The following is a 25068-nucleotide window of genomic DNA, read 5'->3' on the forward strand; positions in this document are numbered from 1 at the left end:
CCTCATATAACACATCAATTGACCATCATCTATTATATTGTTCTTTTTATGTTTAGTTTCCTTTTATTTCTAACTCTTTTTATTTTCACTCGTCTTAGGACGGGTGTTTTTTTATAGTAGAGTGATGAAATTGTTGAAGATTCTATTCAATTATACTCTGAAATTAAATCAACTCACAGGCTTTCTCGTATCTATGATGACTTGCAACATGGAATTTTAAATAACCTTTAGTACAATGGATATATTTATATAAAGAGTGCATGGGTTAAACGACGTCTTTAAAAATGTATAATGAGATGATATTTGAGTTTGTTTTTATAAAAAGAGAGACAAGCTTATTTTTTATATAGAAACAGTGTTTATAAAAAGTGAATTGAGAAGAAATCGTGTGAATAGTTATTTTAACTCATTGAGTTTTAAAACATGGACAATTCATAAATTTTGTTGTATCGCTGATTTGTTAGATATCTACTGTGATAGATACTTAAGTCGCTAAGAAAAAAATAAAAAATCCTCCAACGAAGTTGGCTCGACTTCGTTGGAGGTATCAGGAGTAGGGGTTAATTTTGTTTCTAAATTTATTTACTCTAATTTAATATTAATTAAGGTTTTGAGGATAGGGGAGAAATATTTTATATTTATTTATTTTCTCTTCATCATTTTTATATTTTACAGGGAAAGTATTTTATTTAGATTCGTAATAATTTAATTCTAAATCTTTAGATGTTTGTTTACGAGTTGCTCTCATTAACTTAACATCATCGATAAGAGATTTACCATATGATGGGATCATTTTTTGTAATTTTGGAGTCCAATCTTTTTCATACTCAGCAAAGTTTTTCTCTAAAACTTCTAGGGCTACTGATACTGAAGTTGATGCTCCAGGTGATTCACCTAATAATGCGATAACAGAGTGGTCTTTAGAGTTAACAACTTCTGTACCAAATTGAATGAATCCTTTACCGTGTTCTTTAGTATCTTTGATAACTTGAACACGTTTGCCTGCAGTGTATAATTGCCAATCTTCGTCACGAGCTTCAGGGTAGAACGTGCGTAGATGGTTCATACAACCTTCTTTAGTCATTAATACTTGGTCGATAGAGTATTTGATTAAAGGTAAGTTTTTAACTGCAGATGCAAGTAATGTTGTGATGTTATAAGGTTTAACTGATTTGAATAAGTCTAAGTTAGAACCGTTTCTTAAGAATTTAGGGCCAATATTTGCAAATGGTCCAAATAATAATGTTCTTTCACCATCGATATAACGTGTATCTAAGTGTGGTACAGTCATTGGAGGTGTGCCTGGTGGTTCTTTACCATATACTTTGACGTCATGTTCATTAATGACATCAGGGTTTGTACAAATTAAGAACTGACCACTGATAGGGAATCCACCAAGATGTTTACTTTCTGGGATACCAGTTTTTTGTAATAGTGGAATAGCGCCACCGCCTGCACCGATAAATACATAATCAGCTAGAACAGTTTCAACGTCTCCAGAATTACGGTTTTTAACTTTAACTTCCCAAATACCGTCTTTACGACGATTGAAATTAATTACTTCGTGGTTGTATTGAACATCAGCATTTGGATGTTTTTCAATACTTTTTGCCATTTTACGAGTCAATTCACCGTAGTTAACATCTGTACCTTCGTCGATTTTACTAGCCGCCATGATTTCGTTACCAGTACGACCTGTCATCATTAATGGCATCCATTTTCTCATTTCTTCGATATCTTCTGTATATTCGATGTTATCGAACATAGGGAAGTTACGCATTGCTTCGTAACGGTTTTTTAAGAATTTAACGTTATTTTTACCTCTTACGAAACTAATGTGAGGAAGTGGATTAATGAAATCTCTAGGGTTACTGATGTTACCACTTTTTACTAAGTGACCCCAGAATTGTTTTGAAATCTCGAATTGTTCGTTGATTTCTTTGGCTTTTTCTATATCAATTGAACCATCAGGTTGTTGTACTGTATAGTTCAATTCACATAACGCCGCATGTCCTGTACCGGCATTGTTTCTTTCGTTAGAACTTTCAATACCTGGACGATCTAAGCGTTCATAGAGTTTGATGTTCCAATTAGGTTCTAATTCTTTAATCATAGAACCAAATGTCGTACTTAAGACACCAGCGCCAATAATAACAACATTTTTTGACTCTTTATTAGCCATTTTTTGCTCACCTTTCTTTAGTTTAAGAATTCGTGCAAAAATAATTAAATTATTGCGCTGATTCCTATTATAAGACGATAGTCCATATAACAAAAATACATATTTATAATACTACCTATTCCATTTTGTAATATTTTGGACACAATATGATCATTGATTAGACACATTTACTAGTGAACAAGTATAAATATAAGGTGAACTATATTGTCAAAATTGGATGTTATGTGAAATTTTTAGGTGAGACTGACGTAAGTCTAAATATAATATATACTCTTCTCAATAGTGAAAAGAGTGCGTAAACAATATTAAGTTATCTACAATTGAATAATTTATTGGAAAAGGTGATGTAGATGTTAAAAACACATAGATTAAAGCTAGTGAAGCCCAATTTGAGTTATACAGATGAACTTTATCAATTGCATACAAATAAGGTAGCTACAAAGTATACACCTAAAGGTATTCATCAGAATAAAGTAGCAACCCGAGATTTTATTAAAGGATGGATGAGGCATTGGGATGAATATCAATTTGGTTACTTCATTTTAATTATGAGAGATAATCAAAAAGTAGTGGGAATAGCAGGATTTGAGTATCGTACAATTCATCAACAACAGTTTCTTAATGCGTATTATAGAATATTTCCATCGTATACTGGTGTTGGTTTAGCTTTTGAGTCGATGGAGGAGATTGCTCGTCATTTAAAAAAGCATGATACTATAACACCAAAAATAATTCGAACAAATCAATATAATACAAATTCTATTAAATTAGCACAAAGACTCGGATATAATTATGATGCTAACTGGGACGATGTAATTAATAAAGGAGATCGTTGTTTTTTTAACGTACAAGCGTTGGATAATAACTAAAACTATAAGCATGATGAATTCGTAGTTTTTATGAGTAATTAAAAATGAAGCAATGATTAACTTCAAATTGGTAGATTTAAGTTATCTATATTAATTTGAAAAAGTTTAGAGTCTGCAGCACATTTAATATATGTGGCAGACTCAATTAAATTAGTGACCTTTGTGCTTTTCATGCGCCTTTTTTCTTTTTAACATTCTTTTGTATTGTCTGTGTCGTTCTTTTTCTAATCGCTGAAGCTTTTTACTTTTTAGCTTATTCAATTCTTGTTCTTCTTTAATCGCTTGTTGGGCAAATGTAGTTAAATTGGTCTCTTTTTGTTCTTTAGCGATTTTACGTTGTAAACGTTTTGGATTAATTTTTTTATGCTTTTGAATAGGTTTCTTCTTGCCCTGTGTTTGATTTAATAAAGGAATAAGTTTAAAAGTTATCAATCGTAACACTGTTTCATCGCTAGGTTCATTACCAAATGTAACTTTTAGATATTTATGAATGCAGCCTTCTTGGTATTCAACGACACCTACAAAAAATTGACCATCATGAAAAATAGATAATTTCATAGATAAGTCCCTCCTCAATTTAAAATTGAAATGATGGACGACCTGAGGAGGAAGGTTACTGACAAATATAAGTGATTTGCATTGGGACTACCAACCCAATTGTGTTTTTACATTTCTTTATATAGTATTACATAAACGACAATATTGATAAATCATAAAATACTATTTTGTTTCTGAAAATATAAAATGTGTTTTTGTATGACCATAATATTGGATTTCGTTGATGAGTGTTTCGACTTCGCTCATCTTTTTAAAATGCGCTTTAAATATAAAACAACTATCTCCAGAAATTCTATAGCAAAAATCAACATTGTTTTGAACTGAAATAAATGCTTTGAAATCTTTATATAGGTTATTTTTTATAGTTACTTCTATTAAAACATTAATATCGAAACCTAATGCATCGTAATTAATATCGATTGTATATCGCTCAATGATTTTCGAATCAATAAGTTTATAGATTCGTTCTCGAACAGAAGGTGTAGATAAATTTACTTCCTTTCCAATTTCAGAAAGCGATAGCTTACTATTTTGCTCAAGTAAGTGTAGAATTTTTTGATTTGTTAGGTCCAATGGGAAAATCTCCTTATTATTAATAAGTAAACTATAAATTTACTTTAATTATAACATTCATCACTGATGTTTGATTAATTAAAATAAATAAGAGGTGATTAGATGGCTATAATTAACTTATCTCATCGTGGTGATACTTCTTTTGACAAACTTCTCGGACATCTCCCTAGTGTTCAAGAAAAATGGAATGCATTAGAAGATATATTAAAAAATGAGGGTCAATTATCTGTTGATTTAAAAGAAGAAATCAGGAAAATATTAGCTCAAAACAGTGGTTGTCTATACTGCAAATCTAAAGGAAAACCCAATAAGAAATTTACCGATGAAAAATCTTTAGTTTGCATAGGTTTTGTTGATGTTTATGTGTCACAAAAGGGACAGGTTCCACAATCTACAATACAGGTTTTAACAAAGACACTGACTGATTTAGAGATTGTAGAATTGTTAGCATTCGTATCATTTACCCACTGTCAACAAGAATTTGGTGCCATGATGAATTTACAACCTAGCAATAATTAAAAATTTAATACTGATCAATAATATATGCCTCTTGTAAAGTATTATTTACTTCACAAGAGGTTTTTATTTTAATTAAAAATTGATAATTAAAGACTTAGATATATTTCATTAGAAAAGAAAGAATTTTCAGAAAAATACTTGTCAGATAACTTGTAACATGTTAGTGTATTACTACATTTTTACTTTAGTGTATTATCGAACTAAAGAATGCAGCGTGAGGGAGGGGTGGCGTAAGTATGAACAATACCATTATTTCAATGAAAGAAAAGGAATTACGTTTTTTAAAGTTTTTTCATCAACAAAAGTATAATGTTGTAGATTTTAACTTAATTGAAGAATTGGATTGGCGACGATTGACTCACGAGGATTTGCAACAAATGGATGAAAGAAGCTTTTGGCAACAAAATAAATCTATCTATGCATTAAGAAATGATTTTACTGATCAATTATTCAGATATTATTCGAACTATCCAACACATTTTAAAAAAGTAGCTTATGCAGGGGATATTATCAGAGATAACAGAGTTATAAAGCAAGTCGGCATCGAGAACTACGAGCCACAATTTGATAAAATCACTCAAAATTTCTTAGATTTCCAATATTTTATTCAAAACGTACTTCATGATGATATTCAATTTGTCATTTTAGGTCACTATCAATTGATTGATGCACTTTTAGAGAAAAATCATCAAACTAGAGAAGTTATGGAGATGATAGAAGAACGCAATTTATCAGGGCTTATTCAAACACTAACTTTCAATCATCCCATCATTCAAATTCTTAAAGAGAACACATTAAACCAACTTAAAATATTATCTCATTATTTACCTGAGCAACATCCTGCAATGGGGGCAATTCAATCTTGGGCACAATGGTTTACTGATCATGGGATTACTGAAATCCACCTTGACGTAACTGCACAAGCGCCTAGATCTTATTACAAAGGTATTTTTATAAAATGTCATCTTAAAAATACTACTCATAGCGTTTTGACAGGTGGTTATTATCACGGTTCACTAGAAGGTTTTGGTTTAGGATTAACACTTTAATTATAAAAGGTGAGGTGGAACGCCATGTTACGAGTTGCATTAGCAAAGGGTCGTTTATTAGAGAGTTTTATCGAATATTTACAACAAGTTAATCAGATAGATATTGCAACTGTACTTTTAAATAGACAACGACAGTTATTGCTTACAGTCGACAACATTGAAATGATTTTAGTTAAAGGAAGCGATGTTCCCACTTATGTAGAACAAGGTATTGCTGATGTAGGAATTGTGGGAAGTGATATTCTGAATGGTCAAAAATATAATATTAATAAATTACTCGATTTGCCATTTGGTAAATGTCATTTTGCGTTGGCGGCAAAGCCAGAAACATCTTGCTATAAAAAAGTAGCAACGAGCTATGTACATACAGCTACTCAATTCTTCAATAAAGAAGGTATGGATGTAGAAGTGATTCACCTTAACGGTTCAGTTGAATTGTCATGTGTAGTGGATATGGTTGATGCTATTGTAGATATTGTACAAACTGGTTCTACGCTTACAGCTAACGGGCTCGTTGAGAAAAAGTATATCAGTGAAATTAACGCTAAGTTAATTACAAATAAAGAATCATATTTTAAGCAATCATCTGAAATAGAGAGACTAATCAAGCAGTTGGGAGTGTCTATTAGCTATGCTTAGCGCACAACAATTTTTAAAAGAATTTAATAATGTTGAATCTCTAGATGAATCTTTGTACGAGATAGTGAGTCAGATTTGTGAAGAAGTTAAATTACAGGGAGATAAAGCTTTAAAAAATTATAATTTACAATTTGATCAAGTGGAAACTGAGAATCTTGAATTAGAGCAAAGCCAACTAAAAAATGCATATGACATGCTAGATAATAAAACACGAGATGCATTAGAGCAAAGCTATCAGAGAATTAAAGTGTATCAAGAAAATATTAAGGTGAAACAGGAACCATCTCAACAAACTGAATGTTATGAACGATACCATCCTATCGAACGAGTAGGTATTTACGTGCCGGGAGGTAAGGCTAGCTATCCGTCTACGGTATTAATGACTGCAACACTTGCTCAAGTAGCAGGTGTTAATGAGATTACTGTTGTTACCCCACCTCAAAATAACGGTATATGTCAAGAGGTGTTAGCCGCTTGTTACATTACAGGCGTTCATCATGTTTATCAAGTCGGTGGAGCACAAAGTATTGCAGCACTAACTTATGGCACGGAAACTATAAAAAAAGTTGACAAAATTGTAGGTCCAGGAAATCAATATGTTGCTTATGCCAAAAAGTTTGTATTCGGTCAAGTAGGCATAGACCAAATCGCAGGACCGACAGAAATAGCCTTGATTATAGACGAAAGTGCTGACTTAGACGCAATCGCTTATGACGTATTTGCACAAGCAGAGCATGATGAAATGGCTTGTACTTATGTGATTAGTGAAAATGAAAAGGTACTTAATCAATTGAACACTATAATACAAGAGAAGCTTCAATATGTTGAACGGCAAGATATCATATCACAAAGTATTACTAATCATCATTATCTAATATTAGCTCAAGATACTGAAGAAGCATGTTTAATTATGAACACGATTGCACCTGAACATGCATCTATTCAAACTCGGGCACCTGAAATGTATATAAATAAAGTTAAATATGTTGGCGCACTTTTTTTAGGACACTTTTCTCCTGAAGTTATTGGGGACTATGTGGCAGGTCCAAGTCATGTACTTCCTACTAATCAAACAGCTAGATTTACAAATGGGCTTTCTGTGAATGACTTTATGACACGACATTCAGTCATTCATTTATCACAAAAAACATTTAACGAAGTGGCAGAATCAGCTGAGCATATTGCACATATAGAATCTTTATTTAATCATGAAAAATCGATTCACGTACGCCGATAAGGATAGGTTATTACGATATCTGTTAATAAAAATGAATGCGTATGTTCGTTACTCTATTGCTACAGAAGAACAGCTTCTTCTACTGGAAAAAATAGTGAAGAAATGGAGCGTATGTTATGAACTATCAAATCAAAAGAAACACTGAAGAAACTCAGCTTAATATTTCGCTGGCTAATAACGGAACACAATCTCATATTAATACTGGTGTAGGATTTTTGGATCATATGTTAACGCTATTTACTTTTCATAGTGGATTAACTTTATCTATTGAGGCCACTGGTGATACGTATGTTGATGATCATCATATAACTGAAGATATAGGAATAGTTATTGGACAATTACTTCTTGAATTAGTTAAGACTCAACAAAGTTTTACAAGATATGGTTGCTCATATGTACCCATGGATGAAGCGCTTGCTCGAACAGTAGTGGACATTAGTGGTCGTCCATATTTCTCATTTAATAGCAAGTTGAGCGCTCAAAAGGTAGGAACTTTTGACACTGAACTAGTTGAAGAATTTTTTAGAGCACTAGTAATTAATGCGCGATTAACCGTTCACATTGACTTATTAAGAGGTGGAAATACACATCATGAGATTGAAGCAATATTTAAATCTTTTGCAAGAGCATTAAAGATTTCTCTTGCACAAAATGAAGATGGACGTATTCCATCGTCTAAAGGAGTAATTGAATGATTGCGATTATTGATTATGGATTGGGAAACATAAGTAACATCACTCGAGCGATTCAACATTTAGGATATGATGTGATTTTGACATGTGATGATAAAGATGTACAAAAAGCTGAAGCTATCGTACTTCCAGGTGTTGGACATTTTCGAGATGCGATGCATTCTATAGAAGAAAAAAGCATCAAAGATATGCTTAAAAATATACATGATAAACCGATAATTGGAATATGTTTAGGTATGCAATTACTCTTTCAACATAGCGCAGAAGGTGACATTAGTGGATTGGAACTTGTCCCAGGAAATATAGTGCCAATCCAATCATCTCATCCTATTCCTCATTTGGGATGGAATGAATTAAAGAGTACACATCCTTTACTGCAAAGTGATGTGTATTTTGTTCATTCATATCAAGCAGAAATGTCAGAATATGTAGTGGCTTATGCTGACTATGGTACGAAGATTCCGGGAGTCATTCAATACCGAAATTATATCGGTATCCAGTTTCATCCAGAAAAAAGTGGAACGTATGGATTAGAGATTCTAAATCAAGCGCTTAAAGGAGGGTTTATTAATGATTGATTTATGGCCTGCTATTGATTTGATTAATTCAACAAGTGTTCGATTAACAGAAGGCAAATATGATTCAAAAGAAAAAATGGAAAAATCTGTAGAAGACAGTATCCGATTTTATAGTCAATTTAAATGTGTGAAACGTATACATATTGTAGATTTAATTGGGGCTAAAGCAAAAGAAGTAAAAGAATTCGACTACATTCGTTCCTTACGAAAGTTGACCACTAAGCCTATAGAAGTGGGTGGCGGCATTCGTTCAAAACAAACAATTGAAAATTATATTCATTCAGGAATAGACTATTGTATCGTAGGTACAAAAGGTATCCAAGACATAGAGTGGTTAACACATATGACACATCAATTTCCCAATAAACTCTACTTATCCGTAGATGCTTTTGGAGAGAAAATAAAGATTAATGGATGGAAAGAGGATGCCAAACTCAATTTATTTGATTATGTTGCCCAAATTGAGCATTTACCTTTGGGTGGTGTAATTTATACCGATATTTCGAAAGATGGTAAACTTTCTGGGCCTAATTTTGATTTGACAGGTCGTCTCGCACTTTATACATCGTTGCCTGTGATTGCTTCAGGAGGTATTAGACATCAAGAGGACTTGTTTCGATTAGAATCGTTAAATGTTCATGCTGCTATTGTAGGAAAAGCATCACATCGGGATGAATTCTGGGAGGGATTATCTTGATTAAAAAAAGAGTAATTCCATGTTTAGATGTTAAAGATGGACGCGTCGTAAAGGGTATCCAGTTCCAGTCATTAAGAGATATCGGTAATCCAGTTGATTTGGCTCTTTTTTATAATGAAGCCGGTGCAGATGAACTAGTCTTTCTTGATATTTCGAAGACGGAAGCAGGACATGATCTTATGATAGAAGTGATAGAAGCAACGGCAAAACAATTATTTATCCCTTTAACAGTAGGAGGAGGTATTCAAAATTTAGATGATATTACACAACTATTAAATCACGGAGCAGATAAAGTATCACTCAATTCAAGCGCTTTAAAACATCCAGAATTAATTCGACAAGCAAGTGAGAAATTTGGTCGTCAATGTATTTGTATTGCTATTGATAGCTTTTATGATAAAGACAGAAAGGATTATTTCTGTACTACGCACGGTGGTAAAAAATTAACTGATGTCAGAGTATATGATTGGGTACAAGAAGTAGAGCATTTAGGTGCCGGGGAATTACTTATAACTAGCATGCATCATGATGGAATGAAACAAGGTTTTGATATTGAACATTTAGCAAAAATTAAACAATTAGTTAATATTCCGATTATCGCCTCTGGGGGTGGAGGAAATGCACAACATTTTGTTGAACTGTTTCAACACACAGATGTTTCTGCAGGTTTAGCGGCAAGTATTTTACATGATCAAGAAACTACAGTAGCAGAAATTAAAGATAAAATGCGTGAAGGAGGTATCCTTGTGAGATGAATAAACCTATAGACTTTTCTAAAGGATTAGTACCAGTAATTTTGCAACATGCACAAACGGATAGCGTATTAATGTTGGGATATATGAATGAAGAAGCTTATCAAAAAACTCTGAAAGAAAAGAAAGTAACTTTCTTCTCTAGATCTAAACAACGTTTGTGGACTAAAGGTGAAACTTCTGGTCATTTCCAACACGTTGAGAGTATTCATATAGATTGTGATCAAGATACAATATTAATCAAAGTGATGCCACAAGGTCCTACATGTCACACTGGAAGTCTGAGTTGTTTTAATACTGAAATTGCATCACGCTTTAAAATTCAAGCTTTAGCACAAACGATTCATCAAAGTGCTAAAGCCAATCAATCTAACTCTTACACTCAATATTTGTTAAAGGAAGGCATCGAGAAAATATCCAAGAAATTTGGTGAAGAGGCATTTGAAGTTGTGATAGGTGCGATAAAACATAATCGTGAAGAAGTTATTAATGAAACAGCAGATGTCATGTATCACCTTTTTGTGTTACTACATAGTTTAGATATTCCATTTTCAGAAGTAGAACAGGTACTAGCACATCGCCATCAAAAAAGAAATAATTTTAAAGGCGAGCGCAAAGAGGTTCGAGAATGGTAAGGTAGTATAATTTAGAATTTTAATTAATTTAATATGGGGGATTTATTCCATGAATCTTATAAATCAATGATTAAAAATAGGATGAAAGTGAATGACGATTCATCCTATTTATGGTTCAAATGGGATAATTGATACGTTTAAATTAAAATATTTTTTTAAAAAATATTTGTAGTTATTGGTAGTAACGTCATATTTATGTTTAGTACTATCATTGCTTAAAGTTAAAGAATGATAAGTCATTGTTGCACGTCCAAACGATTGTGGTTGTGTAATAAGCAAATGTCGTACAAAAATAGAATGAGGATGATGCTCATTGTAGCTTATTTTATCTTCAAAGTCTTTAATGCTTTGAGATTTTAAATGTGCTTCATAGAGTGTCATCCATTTATTTTGTCTAAGCTTCTGTAAGGCATATTGATTGTCATTAATCCAAACAGCACGGTAAACTCCATTTTTATCATATGTTGGAATGAATTGTGTTTTAGAACCTATCTCGATAATACTTGTAGGTAAATCACCAAATCCAACATCAGTAATATAAAGTGTTCCTTCGATATTAACGTAAAGTGACATATGCGAACCTTCAGGACTACGTCCACCATTTGGTGTGTAAACTGTTGCCGCAGCACGAGTGACGTGGAAGCCTTTATGTTCTAAATACGTAGCAAACAAATGATTTAATTCATAGCAAAATCCGCCACGCCGTTGAATAACAATTTTATTGTATAAATCGTTGATATCAACTGAGATAGGGATTTTGTTTTGAACATTAATATTTTCAAACGGCACAGTTATCATAAAGCGTCTTACATAGTAATTCAATGCTTCAAGAGAAGGGTTTGAATAATATGAATTCTTAATTTTTAGATAAGATTCAAACTTTTGTATATCCATTACTAATCATCCTTTATTTTTATATAAATCGATATTTTTTATTTTATAGTATATATAGATTACCATCATTTCTTTAGATTTAATATTAGTATGATAAATAATTAAATTGCATGTAATTGTTGACAAATTGTGAACATCGATGTAATATATTAATCAAATCAAACCAAAGTAGATAAGTGAATTATTCTTTTATGGCCTATTAAAATTATTTTTATAATTTTTATTTTTTTTGAACAAAAATGGAAGCGCTTACCTTTGGTGGGAAGGAGATAGTTATGGAAGCAATCAAACCCATTTTTAGTAAAATTTTCGGATTTATACCACGTATGATTATTAATATTTTCATCTAACAAATTACCGACAAAAATTTCATTTTAAAATAAACAAATAGATAGAGGTGCTAATTGTGAAGACAAGACAAAATAAATACAGTATTCGTAAATTTAGCGTAGGTGCATCATCCATTCTGATTGCAGCATTATTATTTATGGGTGGAGGATCGGCTCAGGCAGCTGAGCAACAACAGGATAAAGGAACTGTTGAAAATAGCACAACACAATCTATTGGGGATAAAAATGAAAAGTTAAGTGAACAACAATCAACGCAAAATAAGAATGTTAATGAGAAAAGTAATGTTAATTCTATTACTGAAAATGAAAACTTACATAACGAAACACCAAAAAATGAGGATTTGATTCAGCAACAAAAAGATTCTCAAAATGACAATAAATCTGAATCTGTAGTTGAACAAAATAAAAAGAATGAAGCATTTGTTCAAAATCATTCTGAAGAGAAACCACAACAAGAACAAGTTGAACTGGAAAAGCATGCTAGTGAAAACAATCAAACTTTACACTCAAATGCAGCACAGTCCAATGAAGATGTGAAAACTAAACCTTCACAACTCGATAATACAACTGCCCAACAAGAAGACTCTCAAAAAGAGAATTTGAGTAAACAAGATACACAATCATCTAAAAATACTGATCTACTACGAACAACAGGTCAAAATCAATCAAAAGATAGTCAATCAACAGAAGAGGTAAACAAAGAAGTAAATAACGACACTCAACAAGTGACTGCTAAGAAAGATGACGACAAAGTTGAAACATTTAATTTAAATAGTAAAGAGGAACCTCTTAAAGTTGACAAGCAAGCGAATCCAACTACAGATAAAGATAAATCTTCTAAAAATGATAAAGGGTCTCAAGATGGCCTCGCTAATTTAGAAAGTAATGCTGTTGCTACAACTAATAAACAGTCTAAGCAACAAGTGAGTGAAAAAAACGAGGATCAAACAAATAAATCAGCAAAACAAAAACAATATAAAAACAATGATCCAATTATTTTAGTACATGGTTTCAATGGATTTACAGACGATATCAACCCATCAGTGCTAACGCATTATTGGGGTGGCGATAAAATGAATATTCGCCAAGACTTAGAAGAAAATGGATATGAGGCTTATGAAGCAAGTATAAGTGCATTTGGTAGTAACTATGACCGTGCTGTTGAGTTATACTACTACATCAAAGGTGGACGTGTTGACTATGGTGCAGCACACGCAGCTAAATATGGTCATGAACGTTACGGTAAAACTTATGAAGGTGTGTATAAAGATTGGAAACCAGGTCAAAAAATACATTTAGTTGGTCATAGTATGGGTGGTCAAACAATTCGTCAATTAGAAGAGTTATTGAGACATGGTAATCCAGAAGAAGTTGAATATCAAAAACAACATGGTGGGGAAATTTCTCCATTATTCCAAGGTGGCCACGACAATATGGTGTCATCTATTACAACACTCGGTACACCACATAATGGTACACATGCGTCAGACTTATTAGGTAACGAAGCGATTGTACGCCAACTTGTATATGACGTAGGTAAAATGTATGGTAATAAAGATTCACGTGTAGACTTTGGATTAGAACATTGGGGATTAAAACAAAAACCAAATGAATCTTATATTCAATATGTTAAACGTGTTCAAAATTCAAAACTGTGGAAATCAGAAGATAGTGGTTTACACGATTTAACACGCGATGGCGCAACAGATTTAAACCGAAAAACATCATTAAATCCTAATATTGTATATAAAACTTATACGGGCGAATCAACACATAAAACATTGGCAGGAAAACAAAAAGCTGATCTTAACATGTTCTTACCATTTACAATTACTGGTAACTTAATTGGAAAAGCTAAAGAGAAAGAATGGAGAGAAAATGATGGACTTGTTTCAGTCATTTCTTCACAACATCCATTTAATCAAAAATATGTTGAAGCTACAGATAAAAATCAAAAAGGTGTATGGCAAGTAACTCCAACAAAACATGACTGGGATCATGTGGACTTTGTAGGACAAGACAGTACAGATACTAAACGTACTAGAGATGAGTTACAACAGTTCTGGCACGGTCTTGCTGATGATTTAGTACAAAGTGAACAATTAACATCAACAAATAAATAAAATGATATAGGGTATAAACCTAACGTAATTTTATATAGATAGGAGTGAGATAAATGACAGGTGATTTCTTTCAATTATTAGGCTCTTTATACAGAGTATTAAAAAATTTATTTTCATAACGTAAAACTATAGTAAGATAAAAATCCCTTATTCAAGTGTTTACATATATCGTAGCTTGGATAAGGGATATTTATGAGGTTCAATTGAATCATCATAGCCAATATATAAAAGAGCCTGAGACAAATAAATGCCTCAGGCTCTTTTATATATAGCGGAGGGAGAAGGATTTGAACCAACGCGAGCAAAAAGCTCCTACTAATCACGAATGATTAGCCTCTTAAACCAGACTTGAGTATCCCTCCAAAATTTCAACAATTAGTATCATATAATATATAGAAGGTTTTGTAAAGTATCAATTAGTTTTTCATTATAAACATGTAAATCGTCTTCATTAAGCTACTTAAAATATATATATACAATTCGGACTGTGATTATCATTCAATCGACATTAATCACATACTATTACATTGTCCATACTACAATTAATTTTTAGGTAACTGTTTTAATTTCAGATCATCAAATTACCTTCAAATATTAAAATGAATTTAAAGATAATTACTGTCGAGTTATTTAAAAAATCATTTAATTATGATCAAACAGGGAAAAGAAAACGTATTATAAGAGGGTTCGTCAAAAAATCGACATTATTTCATGAATATTCAATTTTATTTATCAAAATTAAATCAATTCAATCAGACGTATTTAAACGTATGCTTTATATCAAGTCATCATAAATTGTCTTAATATTATTACATGAAAACAATATGAAAACTTATGAGATTAATATTTGAGGAAGATGAAAATTTGAAAACATACTCTTCACATTGAGACGAATTTTTTATAAGATATCCCTCATATTGATTTTTTGATATTAAGAAAAGGGAGGAAACGCTCATGAAAGATAATAAAATGTTGTTCATTATATTTATGATAGGAACATTTACAGTAGGAATGGCTGAATATGTAGTGACAGGCTTACTTACACAAATCGCTGATGATATGAAGGTTTCTATTTCGAGTGCTGGCTTATTAATTAGTGTTTATGCTATTAGTGTTGCATTGATAGGTCCTTTAATGCGAATCATTACATTGAAAGTTCACGCCCATCGTCTGTTACCAATATTAGTTGCGATTTTTATAATAAGTAATATAGTGGGGATGCTTGCACCGAATTTTAATGTATTGTTATTATCAAGACTCATGTCTGCGGCAATGCATGCGCCATTCTTCGGTGTGTGTATGAGTGTTGCTGCGACAGTCGCACCTCCTGCTAAAAAAACACAGGCCATTGCACTTGTTCAGGCAGGTTTAACTATTGCTGTAATGTTAGGTGTACCATTCGGATCATTTTTAGGTGGCTTTGCAAATTGGAGAGTTGTTTTTGGATTCATGATTGTGTTGGCAATCATTACTATGTTAGGAATGATTAAATTTGTTCCCAACGTTTCTTTAAGTGCAGAAGCAAATATTAGCAAAGAATTAACAGTGTTTAAGAATCCACACATTTTAATTGTGATTGCCATTATTGTGTTTGGTTACTCTGGTGTGTTTACTACTTATACATTTATGGAGCCAATGATACGAGATTTTTCTCCATTTAAAATTGTAGGTTTAACTGTTTGTTTATTTATGTTTGGTTTAGGCGGTGTAATAGGGAATTTAATTACTGGTAATGTACCGGAAAATAAATTAACAAAAAATTTATACCTTACATTTCTTTTACTATTTTTAACAATCGTACTATTTGTTACTGTTATTCAAAATTCAATATTAGCATTAATCATTTGCTTCTTATTCGGTTTTGGTACATTTGGTACAACACCGTTACTTAATAGCAAAATTATCTTAAGTGCAAAAGAAGCACCACTTCTTGCAAGCACGTTAGCAGCTTCTATTTTCAATGTTGCTAATTTTCTTGGTGCAATTATTGGATCTATATTATTATCAGTAGGATTACCTTACATTCAAATTACTATGATATCTGGTGGGATTATAGTGTTGGGTATGCTTCTTAATCTTGTTAATCAACTTTATGAAAAGAAACATGTCACTTTTAATGAATATTCATGATTATTAAAAAATCCTCATAGAAGTGTGGCGACACCTCTATAAGGATTTTTCTTTATACAATCAAACTTTTCAGCAATGATACTTTAATAGAAAGAGGGATTACTTAACAACATTGAAATCGATCACTTGTGGGATTTGAGATAAATCATTGTGAGATAAGTAATCTATTAACAATTGAGCACCTTCGATTTGAATATCTTTTATCACAGGTTTGTTAACATACATATCATAATTCCCACCACCAACAGCTCTATAATTATTTACGCATATTGTATATATTTGATCACTTTGTAGTGGTGCATCATTAATTTGCAAATCACTAACACGTTCACCGTAAGGATGACCAACATGAATTGTATATTGGATACCTGCAAATATGTCATAGTTGAAATGCTGAGGTTTAGGTTCTAGAAACTCTTTATTAACTGTGATTTTATGGTTAACAATGTCAAAATAACTTGCGCTTCGTTCAATTGCAAGTTTAATATCTTTTCCACTAAGTTCTATCACTTTAAAAGTATTAGGAAAAGGATAATTATTGATGATATCACGCATGGTTACTTTCTCATCAAAGCCATTTGCGGAATCAAATAGTGCTGTACATGCAATATCTGCACCACTTTTTTCTAGTAAAATATAATTAAGAAGGTTAACAAATGCATGCGGTGATTTTCTTGCCTCAAATGAATTGTTTATTCTCATAGCGTAGGGGAGTTCTGCGATTTGAGTATCAAGCCAATCTTCTAATTGATTACGTAAAACGATATCTTCGTCATTCGGCTTAAAGGAGGTATTGTTATGAACATTCATTAATTTACATTCTTTAATTAATACTTTTTTATCATGCGTATATTCAATAACTATTTTTCCAACTTTTGTACCTTTTGAACCTGGTTGAATGATGGCTGTTTGGTTCTTGATTGTCGCAATATCACGATGTTGATGGCCGGTTATCAACACATCGATACTATCGCTAAACTGACTTAGAATATCATACCCTTCGTTTTCCCCAGTAAGCGCCTCTGTCGGGATGCCACTATCTAAATCACGTTCAAAGCCACCATGATAACTTACTACTACAATATCACTCTTTTCCCTAAGTGTAGGTAACTCAGATTTTAATGTGTGGAAAGCACTGTTAAAAGTGAGTGTCTTAATGTAATCAGGTTGTTCCCAGTGAGGGATATATTGAGTGGTTAATCCAATAGTTCCTATAGTTAAACCATTTACTTTAAAATAATGAATACCTTGGCCAGTGAATGGCTGTGTATTTTCAATTATATTTGCACACAAAACTGGGTAATGAAGTTGATTGATGGCCTGTTTTAGATAAGGTAAATCATAATTAAATTCATGATTGCCAACAGTTCCAAAATCAAACCCTAAACGATTATATATTGATGTTAATGGGAGACTACTCTTTAATTTAGATACTAAGTAGTTACATAATGGAGAACCTTGTAAGAAGTCTCCATTATCAATCTTTACACTGTCGTCATAGTGCACGCAGTCTTGCTCGATAAGATGATTGGCTTTTAACAACCCCATGGGTAAATCTTTTCCTCTTGATGAAAAATCTGTTGGGAATATAAAACCGTGGACATCACTAAGGATATAGAAAGCAATTTGAGACATTGAATTAACCTCCTCAAGTACGGGGAAGAGACATAGTTCTGTGATATATAAATTAAAAACAATGTCTCACTTTTCAACACTAAGTTATTATCGGTGTTAAAAATTTTCATTCATTTTTTGAGTTAATAAAATTTTTTTCCCTTGTTTAACACGAATATTAGCATCTTTAATTTCATCTGTCACTCTAGCTGTGAGTGTGATTGAGGCTTCACCCGCTCCAGTTGTTTTAATTGATTGGCTAGGACTATAGCCGGGAGTATTGAATTGGTTACGGTTAGAAGAAAAGCTACCGATTTGTTTACCTCCATCTTTATAAAGTCCAACTCTTACATCGTTAATTGTGCTATTAGGCTCATATCCCGTGAGTTTGATTGTAAATTGAAATGGATGATGCGGTTGGATATTTTGAGGTAAAGTTAATTCAACTTTGCCATTTTGTTTTTGATGAGAAGAGCTATTGTCATCTACTCCATCGTCTACCCCCTGTTGATCACTTCCATAACTCCCTTTTTTAAATGTTGAACGATCATACCATTTGTAACCTTCTATTGGGTTAGTCCACGGTTCTTTTTGAGGTTCAATTGAATTCTCAGGTTGCTCAAAGTTAAGTAACGGTGTTTTATGATCAAGTTTAATACCCATGTCTTTCATAGAAGATTGAGATTCTTTTTTGCCTAGCCATGTTGTTAAATTATTTAATAACTTTCCATTATCTTGTTCTTTAAAACCATCGTACGTTTTTTTAGGTTTCCCATTATCTTCACGAAGATATTTAGGTGAACGATCTTCTACGAGAGAGCTATCACCAATAAATGCAGCTTTTCCTTTACCAATTTTTGAAATGGCTACATAAGGTCCTTCGTTGATGCCACCACCATTGTAAATACCTTGATCAACTGCGTGAGACCATTTTTGACTATGTGTTAAATGTTCGGGCATATAAATAATGCCTTTAGCTTTATTAGGATTAGTTATTGCTAATGTTGAACCTGAGTGCATCGAAACTGATTGTACACCTTTAGTAATACCAAAACTATCTTTGCTTGAAACGATATTTTGAGTATTGATATCTCCAAGTGCATTATATCTAAAACGAACACCGAAGTTTTGTGAGAGCCAATCAGAACTCTTAACGTTATGCATAACGTTAGAATTTTTTTCTTCATTATTCATATCTTTAGTCATATTTTGGTATGCGCCACGTCGATAACCATTCATTGATTCTGAAGAATCAATACGGTTTAAATTACGATCGGCATTATAGTGGTCTGAGATGAAAATGACGCTACCACCATTTTTAACAAAATTAATGATTGCTTTCTGCTCATTTTCTTTAAATGGATTGTTAGCTTCGGGAATAACTAATACATGCGCCTGCTGTAAAGATTGATCAGAAATGTTTGATTTTCCTTCTAGTTCTTTAACTTGGTAACCTTGCTTTCTCATTGAATCTGCATAATCTGAGAAAGCGCCATCAATCACCCAATCGGCAGCGCCCGCAGTTTGAGCGTGAGAATTATCAAAAAGTACTGTTTGTTGTGTCTGATTTGTAGCAGTAGATTCTGTTGATGCAAATGTTGATGGAATCACAGTCACAGAAAGAACAGATGTAACTAGTATAGAACTTAAAGTTTTAAATATTTTCATCTCTATGATTACTCCTTATATAAAAGATGGAATTTTTAAAAAGTATAGTATAAAAGTATAGCGTATTGTGCTTGCTTAACAGATTTTTTACAATTTCTTACGATTTATTATAAAAAATTTATAATTTTAATTAAAATTAAATACCCATCACTTATAAGATATGCTAATCTATAAATATAGTTTCAAAAATATACATATTACACCAATATTGATATGAAGGGGACAGTAAGTAGAATGAAAAATCTTAAGTTTTTAGTGGTGCTTGTTTTATCGGTGGTTATTTTTGCAGCAGCCTGTGGGAATTCAAGTTCTTTGAATAATAATAAAAGTTCTGATAGCGGATCAGATTCAAAATCAGGTAGTTATACACCTAAAGAATTAACAGTACAATTTGTACCATCTCAAAATGCTGATACACTTGAAGCTAAGGCAAAACCGTTAGAAAAATTGTTGTCAGATAAATTAGGGATTCCGGTTAAAGTATCAGTTTCAACAAACTACAACACGATAGTTGAAGCGATGAAATCTAAGAAAGTGGATGTTGGTTTCTTGCCACCAACTGCATATACTTTAGCACACGATCAAAAGGCAGCGGATTTATTATTAAAGGCAGAACGTTACGACGTTAATGAAGATGGATCTCCAAGTAAAAAGTTAGTTGATGATTATAAATCAGAAATCCTTGTTAAAAAGGACTCTGGTATTAATAGTCTCAAAGATTTAAAAGGTAAAAAAATAGCATTACAAGATGTAACTTCTACAGCAGGATATACATTCCCTCTAGTAACATTAAAAAAAGAAGCTGGTATTGATGCAACAAAAGATATGAAGATAGTCAATGTTAAAGGACACGACCAAGCAGTTATTTCATTGTTAAATGGAGATGTGGATGCAGCAGCTGTATTTAATGATGCACGTACAGTTGTAAAAAAAGATCAACCAAATGTATTTAAAGATACTAAAATATTAAAACTCACTAAACCTATTCCTAATGATACGATTTCAGTACGTCCTGATATGGATAAAAAATTCCAAGATAAATTGAAAAAAGCTTTTAAAGAAATTTCTAAAACTAAAAAAGGTCATAAAATCATTAGCGAGGTATACTCTCATGAAGGTTATGTTGATACTAAAGATTCAGACTTTGATATCGTTAGACAATATGAAAAAGCTGTTCATGATATGAAATAAAATAAATTGAATGAATTATAAAAAGAAAAGCTAAGGGATTAAACGTGAAGGTTTGTAGACCTCTTGCGGTTTGAGTCTCATAGCTTTTCTTTATAAAAGAAGGGTGTTTGTTGATGAGTCAAATCGAATTTAAGGATGTTAGTAAAGTGTATCCAAATGGCCATGTGGGATTAAAAGATATTAACTTAAATATAGAAAAAGGTGATTTTGCAGTTATTGTTGGATTGTCTGGAGCAGGTAAATCAACATTACTACGATCGGTTAATCGGCTACATGATATTTCCAAAGGTGAAATTACTATCGAAGGTCAATCAATAACTAAAGCACGCGGTAAAAAATTATTAGAAATGCGTCGAAGTATAGGGATGATTTTTCAACATTTTAACTTAGTTAAGCGTTCAACAGTGCTTAGAAATGTTTTGAGTGGTAGGGTAGGATACCACCCTACTTGGAAAATGATACTTGGTCTTTTTCCTAAGGAAGATAAAGTCAAGGCAATGAATGCTTTAGAACGTGTCAACATTTTAGATAAATATGACCAACGCTCTGACCAGTTGTCAGGTGGTCAACAACAACGTATATCAATAGCTAGAGCGTTATGTCAGGAACCAACCATTATATTAGCAGATGAACCAGTTGCTTCATTAGATCCATTAACTACAAAACAAGTGATGGATGACTTAAAGAAAATCAATGAAGAACTAGGTATTACTATTTTGATTAATTTACACTTTGTAGATTTAGCAAAGGAATACGGCTCGAGAATAATTGGTTTAAGAGCGGGAGAGCTCGTTTATGATGGTCCCGCGTCTGAGGCAAATGATGAAGTATTTAATCATATATACGGTCGCTCAATTAAGGACGATGAAAAATTAGGGGTGGAATAAAGTGACGACACCAACAACGCATAAATATAATAGCTATTTAAATAAAAGGATGTCTCTTAAAACTAGCTTTTCAATTATTTTAATCACGGGTTTGATTATTTGGAGTTTTATTTATACTGGTTTTAGCATTGGAGATTTAATGATAGGTCTTCCACAAATTGGCGTATTCTTCAAACAAATGATACCACCAGATTGGGGTTATCTAGATCATATTACACAACCAATGCTAGACACGATTCGTATGGCAATTGTCGGTACTTTTCTAGGAAGTATTGTCTCCATTCCAATAGCGCTACTATGTGCGAGTAATATTGTTCAAACTAAATGGATTGCGATACCATCACGTTTTGTTCTTAATATTGTACGCACAATACCTGATTTATTATTAGCTGCCGTATTTGTAGCCATATTTGGTATTGGACAAATTCCGGGTGTATTAGCACTTTTTGTTCTAACAATATGTATCATTGGTAAATTATTATATGAATCATTAGAAACAATTGATCCAGGACCTATGGAAGCTATGACAGCTGTAGGGGCTAATAAAGTGAAATGGATTGCATTTGGCGTTGTTCCTCAAGCACTTTCATCATTTATGTCATATGTGCTATTTGCTTTTGAAATTAACATTCGGGCATCAGCAGTTTTAGGCCTTGTTGGCGCAGGTGGTATTGGGTTGTTCTACGATCAAACGTTAGGATTATTTCAATATAAGAAGACAGCAATGATTATCCTGTTCACTCTAATCATTGTAGTGATTATTGACTATGTGAGTTCGAAAGTGAGGGAAAGATTAGCATGAATACGTTGGATAGTAAATATGAATTAAAATCAAAAAAACATCGTCAACGAATAATTAAAAATTGGATTATAGTCATTGTTGTTGCAGCTATAATTATATGGGCGTTTGCAGGGATTCCAGGCCTTGAACTTAAAAGTAAGTCTATTGAAATATTAAAGTCTATCTTTTACGGATTATTTCATCCAGATTTAAGTTACATATATATACCTGATGGTGAAGATTTACTTAGAGGTTTGCTGGAAACTTTTGCTATTGCAGTAATTGGCACGTTCATTGCATCAATTATATGTATTCCTTTTGCATTTTTAGGCGCTAAAAATATGATGAAATTACGACCAGTTACGGGTATAAGTAAATTCATATTAAGCATTATACGTGTGTTTCCTGAAATTGTAATGGCGTTAATATTTATTAAAGCTGTTGGACCGGGTTCGTTTTCAGGTGTACTTGCACTGGGGATTCATTCAGTCGGTATGTTAGGGAAACTTTTTGTTGAAGATATTGAAAGTTTAGATTTTAGCGCTGTAGAATCTTTAAAAGCGAGTGGAGCAAATAAAATGAAGACGTTAATGTTTGCTGTAATACCACAAATTTTACCATCGTTTATTTCACTTATTTTATATCGATTTGAATTGAATTTACGTTCAGCCTCCATTTTAGGATTAATCGGCGCAGGTGGCATAGGTACACCATTAATTTTTGCTTTACAAACACGATCTTGGGACCGAGTTGGCATGATTCTAATTGGTTTGATTGCGATGGTCGCTTTAGTTGATTTAATATCTGGCGCGGTTCGTAAACGTATCGTTTAGTGCATTTATGGTGGAAGGATATGTTCATTGTCTAAAGCATTAATTGTTTTCATTTATTGGAATAAAAATTTTAATTTAAGACATACGGCATATTCATCATTTTAATTTTCGGTAGGAATGTATTCATGTTATAATTCTAAAATATAATAAAATTATTTAGAAAAATATTTTGTTGATAGCGTTTAATTATTTGTAATAGAAATATAATAACATGTTCATAATTAAAAATTGATTAAACACTTACATCACGAATTAGACAACTTGAGGCTTATATCATGAAACAATTTTTAAACATCACTCAACGTAAATTTATCGAATGGTTGATTATCTTATCCATTTTTATGGTTAGCATTCCTAATAAATGGACATTAATGATATCTATCGCTTTATCTTTATTACTTCTTAAAAGAGGGGCGCTAGGTGTCGTTCAATTAATCATACTCTATATGCTCAGATCTCAGATATATACTCCCTTTGACACACTAGAGATGACGCATTACATAGTAAGTATGAAATATATCTTGACTTATGTCATTGGGGTATTTTTTCTATTTAAATATGTAAAAAATTGGATAAGAAATGAAATGATATTAAGGTTTATCAAATCTACTATGATTCTTATGCTACTTTATATCATAATGAGTTTAGTTGTATCTAACGATCCGATAGAATCTATTCTTAAATTGCTTAACTTCTTTATACCGCTAATTTTGATTGTTATGTATGTTAGTTTAATAAAAAAGATAAAAAATCTTATTAACTGGATTAATCAATTTATCACGCTAATGATTGCCTTTACTTTTTTACTTATAGTTATAGCGCCAAAATCATATTTAATTGATGGGGAATCACTTCGAAGTGTTTTCAAAGATGAACATTCATTCGCAATTATTCTTGCTATGGGACTAGTTTTATATATGGTAACAAAAATCAAACAACAAGATTATGATGTATTCAATTTATTATTGTTAAATATTGGAATAATAGAGCTCTATTTATCAAATTCTCGTCATATTTTTATATCTGTTATTTTATGTCTAATGCTTCTATTACCGTTATCTCACATGAAAAAGAGAATTAAACATCCCATAATTGGTGCTATGATACTAATGACAATTGCTATAATCAATCAACCATACATTTATCACCTTTTTATTAAACTAATCTTAAAAGGGAAGAATAGCCAGGAAGTCTTTATGCCGAGTGATATGAATATTAAAGCTATTGATTATGCGCTAACTGAGCATCCTTTTTTAGGAAGCGGTTTTGGTATACCAATAATAAAAGCGAGTTCAGAAATACAATACTTTAATGTAGAAACGAGTAATATCATCTTCGGTATGATTATCTTTACTGGAATAATAGGACTTACTTTATGTACGATATACATGCTTCATATGGTACTTTTAGTTACTTTTCCAATGAGTATAACTATTTTATTATTTTTAATCACTATCTTTGTTAATATGAATTATATTATTTTATTTGATTCCATGGGGCTAGGCATATTGTGTTATATATTTTGGGGAATATATTTAAAAGAAGGTATGTATCAATACAACAACGGACAATGGTAAATAATATTTTGTCTAAAGAAATTCATTAATCAATAATTTT

At 32.2% G+C, this 25068-nt stretch carries 23 protein-coding genes and 1 tRNA gene; 17 read left to right on the top strand and 7 right to left on the bottom strand.

The genetic code is table 11. The annotated features are described in order from the left end of the window. Window positions 1-685 precede the first annotated feature (685 nt). On the bottom strand, window positions 686-2224 hold the full coding sequence (gene lqo / locus HMPREF3241_RS03135) for an L-lactate dehydrogenase (quinone) (RefSeq protein ID WP_255341872.1): 1539 nt from the start codon (window positions 2222-2224) through the stop codon (window positions 686-688). A gap of 308 nt (window positions 2225-2532) precedes the next feature. Here lqo and HMPREF3241_RS03140 point away from each other — a divergent pair, with 308 nt between their 5' ends. Beyond that, on the top strand, window positions 2533-3051 hold the full coding sequence (locus tag HMPREF3241_RS03140; protein ID WP_049382846.1) for a GNAT family N-acetyltransferase: 519 nt from the start codon (window positions 2533-2535) through the stop codon (window positions 3049-3051). A 150-nt stretch (window positions 3052-3201) separates the two neighbouring features. On the opposite strand, the gene HMPREF3241_RS03145 is transcribed toward HMPREF3241_RS03140, so the two are convergent. Together HMPREF3241_RS03145 and HMPREF3241_RS03150 are read right to left on the bottom strand one after the other, a co-directional pair. Further along, the gene (locus tag HMPREF3241_RS03145; RefSeq protein ID WP_002446910.1) at window positions 3202-3609 is read right to left on the bottom strand and encodes a YjdF family protein; all 408 of its coding nucleotides are present in this window, start codon (window positions 3607-3609) and stop codon (window positions 3202-3204) included. 162 nt (window positions 3610-3771) lie between these two features. Continuing rightward, a complete protein-coding gene (locus HMPREF3241_RS03150; protein WP_001829421.1) occupies window positions 3772-4182 on the bottom strand; it encodes an Lrp/AsnC family transcriptional regulator in 411 nt (136 codons plus the stop codon). Window positions 4183-4284: 102 nt separating this feature from the next. Here HMPREF3241_RS03150 and HMPREF3241_RS03155 point away from each other — a divergent pair, with 102 nt between their 5' ends. The 9 genes from HMPREF3241_RS03155 to hisIE all read left to right on the top strand — a co-directional run bounded on the left by HMPREF3241_RS03155 (window position 4285) and on the right by hisIE (window position 10980). Further along, window positions 4285-4701, top strand: coding sequence for a carboxymuconolactone decarboxylase family protein (locus HMPREF3241_RS03155; protein ID WP_002458069.1), 417 nt, complete (start codon window positions 4285-4287; stop codon window positions 4699-4701). 236 nt (window positions 4702-4937) lie between these two features. Beyond that, complete coding sequence (locus tag HMPREF3241_RS03160) at window positions 4938-5750, top strand: ATP phosphoribosyltransferase regulatory subunit (RefSeq protein ID WP_002487479.1); 813 nt, start codon at window positions 4938-4940, stop codon at window positions 5748-5750. A 24-nt stretch (window positions 5751-5774) separates the two neighbouring features. Next, a complete protein-coding gene (hisG, locus tag HMPREF3241_RS03165; protein ID WP_002458067.1) occupies window positions 5775-6389 on the top strand; it encodes an ATP phosphoribosyltransferase in 615 nt (204 codons plus the stop codon). Next, window positions 6382-7626: a histidinol dehydrogenase gene (hisD, locus tag HMPREF3241_RS03170; RefSeq protein ID WP_070592598.1), complete on the top strand. Its 1245-nt coding sequence runs from the start codon at window positions 6382-6384 to the stop codon at window positions 7624-7626. The genes hisG and hisD overlap by 8 nt, the downstream gene beginning before the upstream one ends. 116 nt (window positions 7627-7742) lie before the next feature. Further along, complete coding sequence (gene hisB / locus HMPREF3241_RS03175; protein WP_002446917.1) at window positions 7743-8321, top strand: imidazoleglycerol-phosphate dehydratase HisB; 579 nt, start codon at window positions 7743-7745, stop codon at window positions 8319-8321. Continuing rightward, the gene (gene hisH, locus HMPREF3241_RS03180) at window positions 8318-8896 is read left to right on the top strand and encodes an imidazole glycerol phosphate synthase subunit HisH (protein ID WP_070592596.1); all 579 of its coding nucleotides are present in this window, start codon (window positions 8318-8320) and stop codon (window positions 8894-8896) included. Before hisB ends, hisH begins: the two co-directional genes overlap by 4 nt. Next, a complete protein-coding gene (hisA, locus tag HMPREF3241_RS03185; protein ID WP_070592594.1) occupies window positions 8889-9593 on the top strand; it encodes a 1-(5-phosphoribosyl)-5-((5-phosphoribosylamino)methylideneamino)imidazole-4-carboxamide isomerase in 705 nt (234 codons plus the stop codon). Before hisH ends, hisA begins: the two co-directional genes overlap by 8 nt. Further along, window positions 9590-10348 (top strand): imidazole glycerol phosphate synthase subunit HisF, encoded by a 759-nt coding sequence (hisF, locus tag HMPREF3241_RS03190; protein ID WP_002490899.1) that lies wholly within the window; start codon window positions 9590-9592, stop codon window positions 10346-10348. Before hisA ends, hisF begins: the two co-directional genes overlap by 4 nt. Next, the gene (gene hisIE, locus HMPREF3241_RS03195) at window positions 10345-10980 is read left to right on the top strand and encodes a bifunctional phosphoribosyl-AMP cyclohydrolase/phosphoribosyl-ATP diphosphatase HisIE (RefSeq protein WP_002446921.1); all 636 of its coding nucleotides are present in this window, start codon (window positions 10345-10347) and stop codon (window positions 10978-10980) included. Before hisF ends, hisIE begins: the two co-directional genes overlap by 4 nt. Window positions 10981-11088: 108 nt before the next feature. Here the strand turns inward: hisIE and HMPREF3241_RS03200 are convergent, their stop codons facing one another. Continuing rightward, window positions 11089-11874 carry an arylamine N-acetyltransferase family protein gene (locus HMPREF3241_RS03200; RefSeq protein ID WP_070592593.1) on the bottom strand — a complete coding sequence of 262 codons (786 nt, stop codon included), beginning with the start codon at window positions 11872-11874 and terminating at the stop codon, window positions 11089-11091. Window positions 11875-12280: 406 nt separating this feature from the next. Between HMPREF3241_RS03200 and gehC the strand changes: the two genes are divergently transcribed. Next, the gene (gene gehC, locus HMPREF3241_RS03205) at window positions 12281-14347 is read left to right on the top strand and encodes a YSIRK domain-containing triacylglycerol lipase GehC (protein ID WP_002487506.1); all 2067 of its coding nucleotides are present in this window, start codon (window positions 12281-12283) and stop codon (window positions 14345-14347) included. A 272-nt stretch (window positions 14348-14619) separates the two neighbouring features. Here gehC and HMPREF3241_RS03210 read toward each other — a convergent pair. Beyond that, a tRNA-Thr gene (locus tag HMPREF3241_RS03210) sits at window positions 14620-14709 on the bottom strand. 592 nt (window positions 14710-15301) lie between these two features. Between HMPREF3241_RS03210 and HMPREF3241_RS03215 the strand changes: the two genes are divergently transcribed. Next, window positions 15302-16477 carry an MFS transporter gene (locus tag HMPREF3241_RS03215; RefSeq protein WP_046044189.1) on the top strand — a complete coding sequence of 392 codons (1176 nt, stop codon included), beginning with the start codon at window positions 15302-15304 and terminating at the stop codon, window positions 16475-16477. 99 nt (window positions 16478-16576) lie between these two features. On the opposite strand, the gene HMPREF3241_RS03220 is transcribed toward HMPREF3241_RS03215, so the two are convergent. Together HMPREF3241_RS03220 and HMPREF3241_RS03225 are read right to left on the bottom strand one after the other, a co-directional pair. Further along, on the bottom strand, window positions 16577-18112 hold the full coding sequence (locus HMPREF3241_RS03220) for a bifunctional metallophosphatase/5'-nucleotidase (protein WP_002490901.1): 1536 nt from the start codon (window positions 18110-18112) through the stop codon (window positions 16577-16579). Window positions 18113-18208: 96 nt separating this feature from the next. Further along, window positions 18209-19759, bottom strand: coding sequence for a Gldg family protein (locus HMPREF3241_RS03225; RefSeq protein ID WP_070853443.1), 1551 nt, complete (start codon window positions 19757-19759; stop codon window positions 18209-18211). A gap of 234 nt (window positions 19760-19993) precedes the next feature. Between HMPREF3241_RS03225 and HMPREF3241_RS03230 the strand changes: the two genes are divergently transcribed. From HMPREF3241_RS03230 to HMPREF3241_RS03250, 5 genes are all read left to right on the top strand, one after another. Next, window positions 19994-20950, top strand: coding sequence for a phosphate/phosphite/phosphonate ABC transporter substrate-binding protein (locus tag HMPREF3241_RS03230; protein ID WP_002458058.1), 957 nt, complete (start codon window positions 19994-19996; stop codon window positions 20948-20950). Between the two features lie 113 nt (window positions 20951-21063). Beyond that, window positions 21064-21837 (top strand): phosphonate ABC transporter ATP-binding protein, encoded by a 774-nt coding sequence (phnC, locus tag HMPREF3241_RS03235; RefSeq protein ID WP_002446931.1) that lies wholly within the window; start codon window positions 21064-21066, stop codon window positions 21835-21837. A 49-nt stretch (window positions 21838-21886) separates the two neighbouring features. Then, entirely contained in the window at window positions 21887-22639 is a 753-nt protein-coding gene (gene phnE, locus HMPREF3241_RS03240; protein ID WP_162832815.1) for a phosphonate ABC transporter, permease protein PhnE, read from the top strand. After that, window positions 22636-23451 carry a phosphonate ABC transporter, permease protein PhnE gene (gene phnE, locus HMPREF3241_RS03245; RefSeq protein WP_002476085.1) on the top strand — a complete coding sequence of 272 codons (816 nt, stop codon included), beginning with the start codon at window positions 22636-22638 and terminating at the stop codon, window positions 23449-23451. Before phnE (HMPREF3241_RS03240) ends, phnE (HMPREF3241_RS03245) begins: the two co-directional genes overlap by 4 nt. Before the next feature lie 275 nt (window positions 23452-23726). Then, window positions 23727-25028, top strand: a complete 1302-nt coding sequence (locus tag HMPREF3241_RS03250) for a hypothetical protein (RefSeq protein ID WP_070853445.1) — start codon at window positions 23727-23729, stop codon at window positions 25026-25028. The last annotated feature ends 40 nt before the right edge of the window (window positions 25029-25068 follow it).

Source organism: Staphylococcus sp. HMSC34G04 (assembly GCF_001838765.1).
GTDB lineage: Bacteria > Bacillota > Bacilli > Staphylococcales > Staphylococcaceae > Staphylococcus > Staphylococcus epidermidis.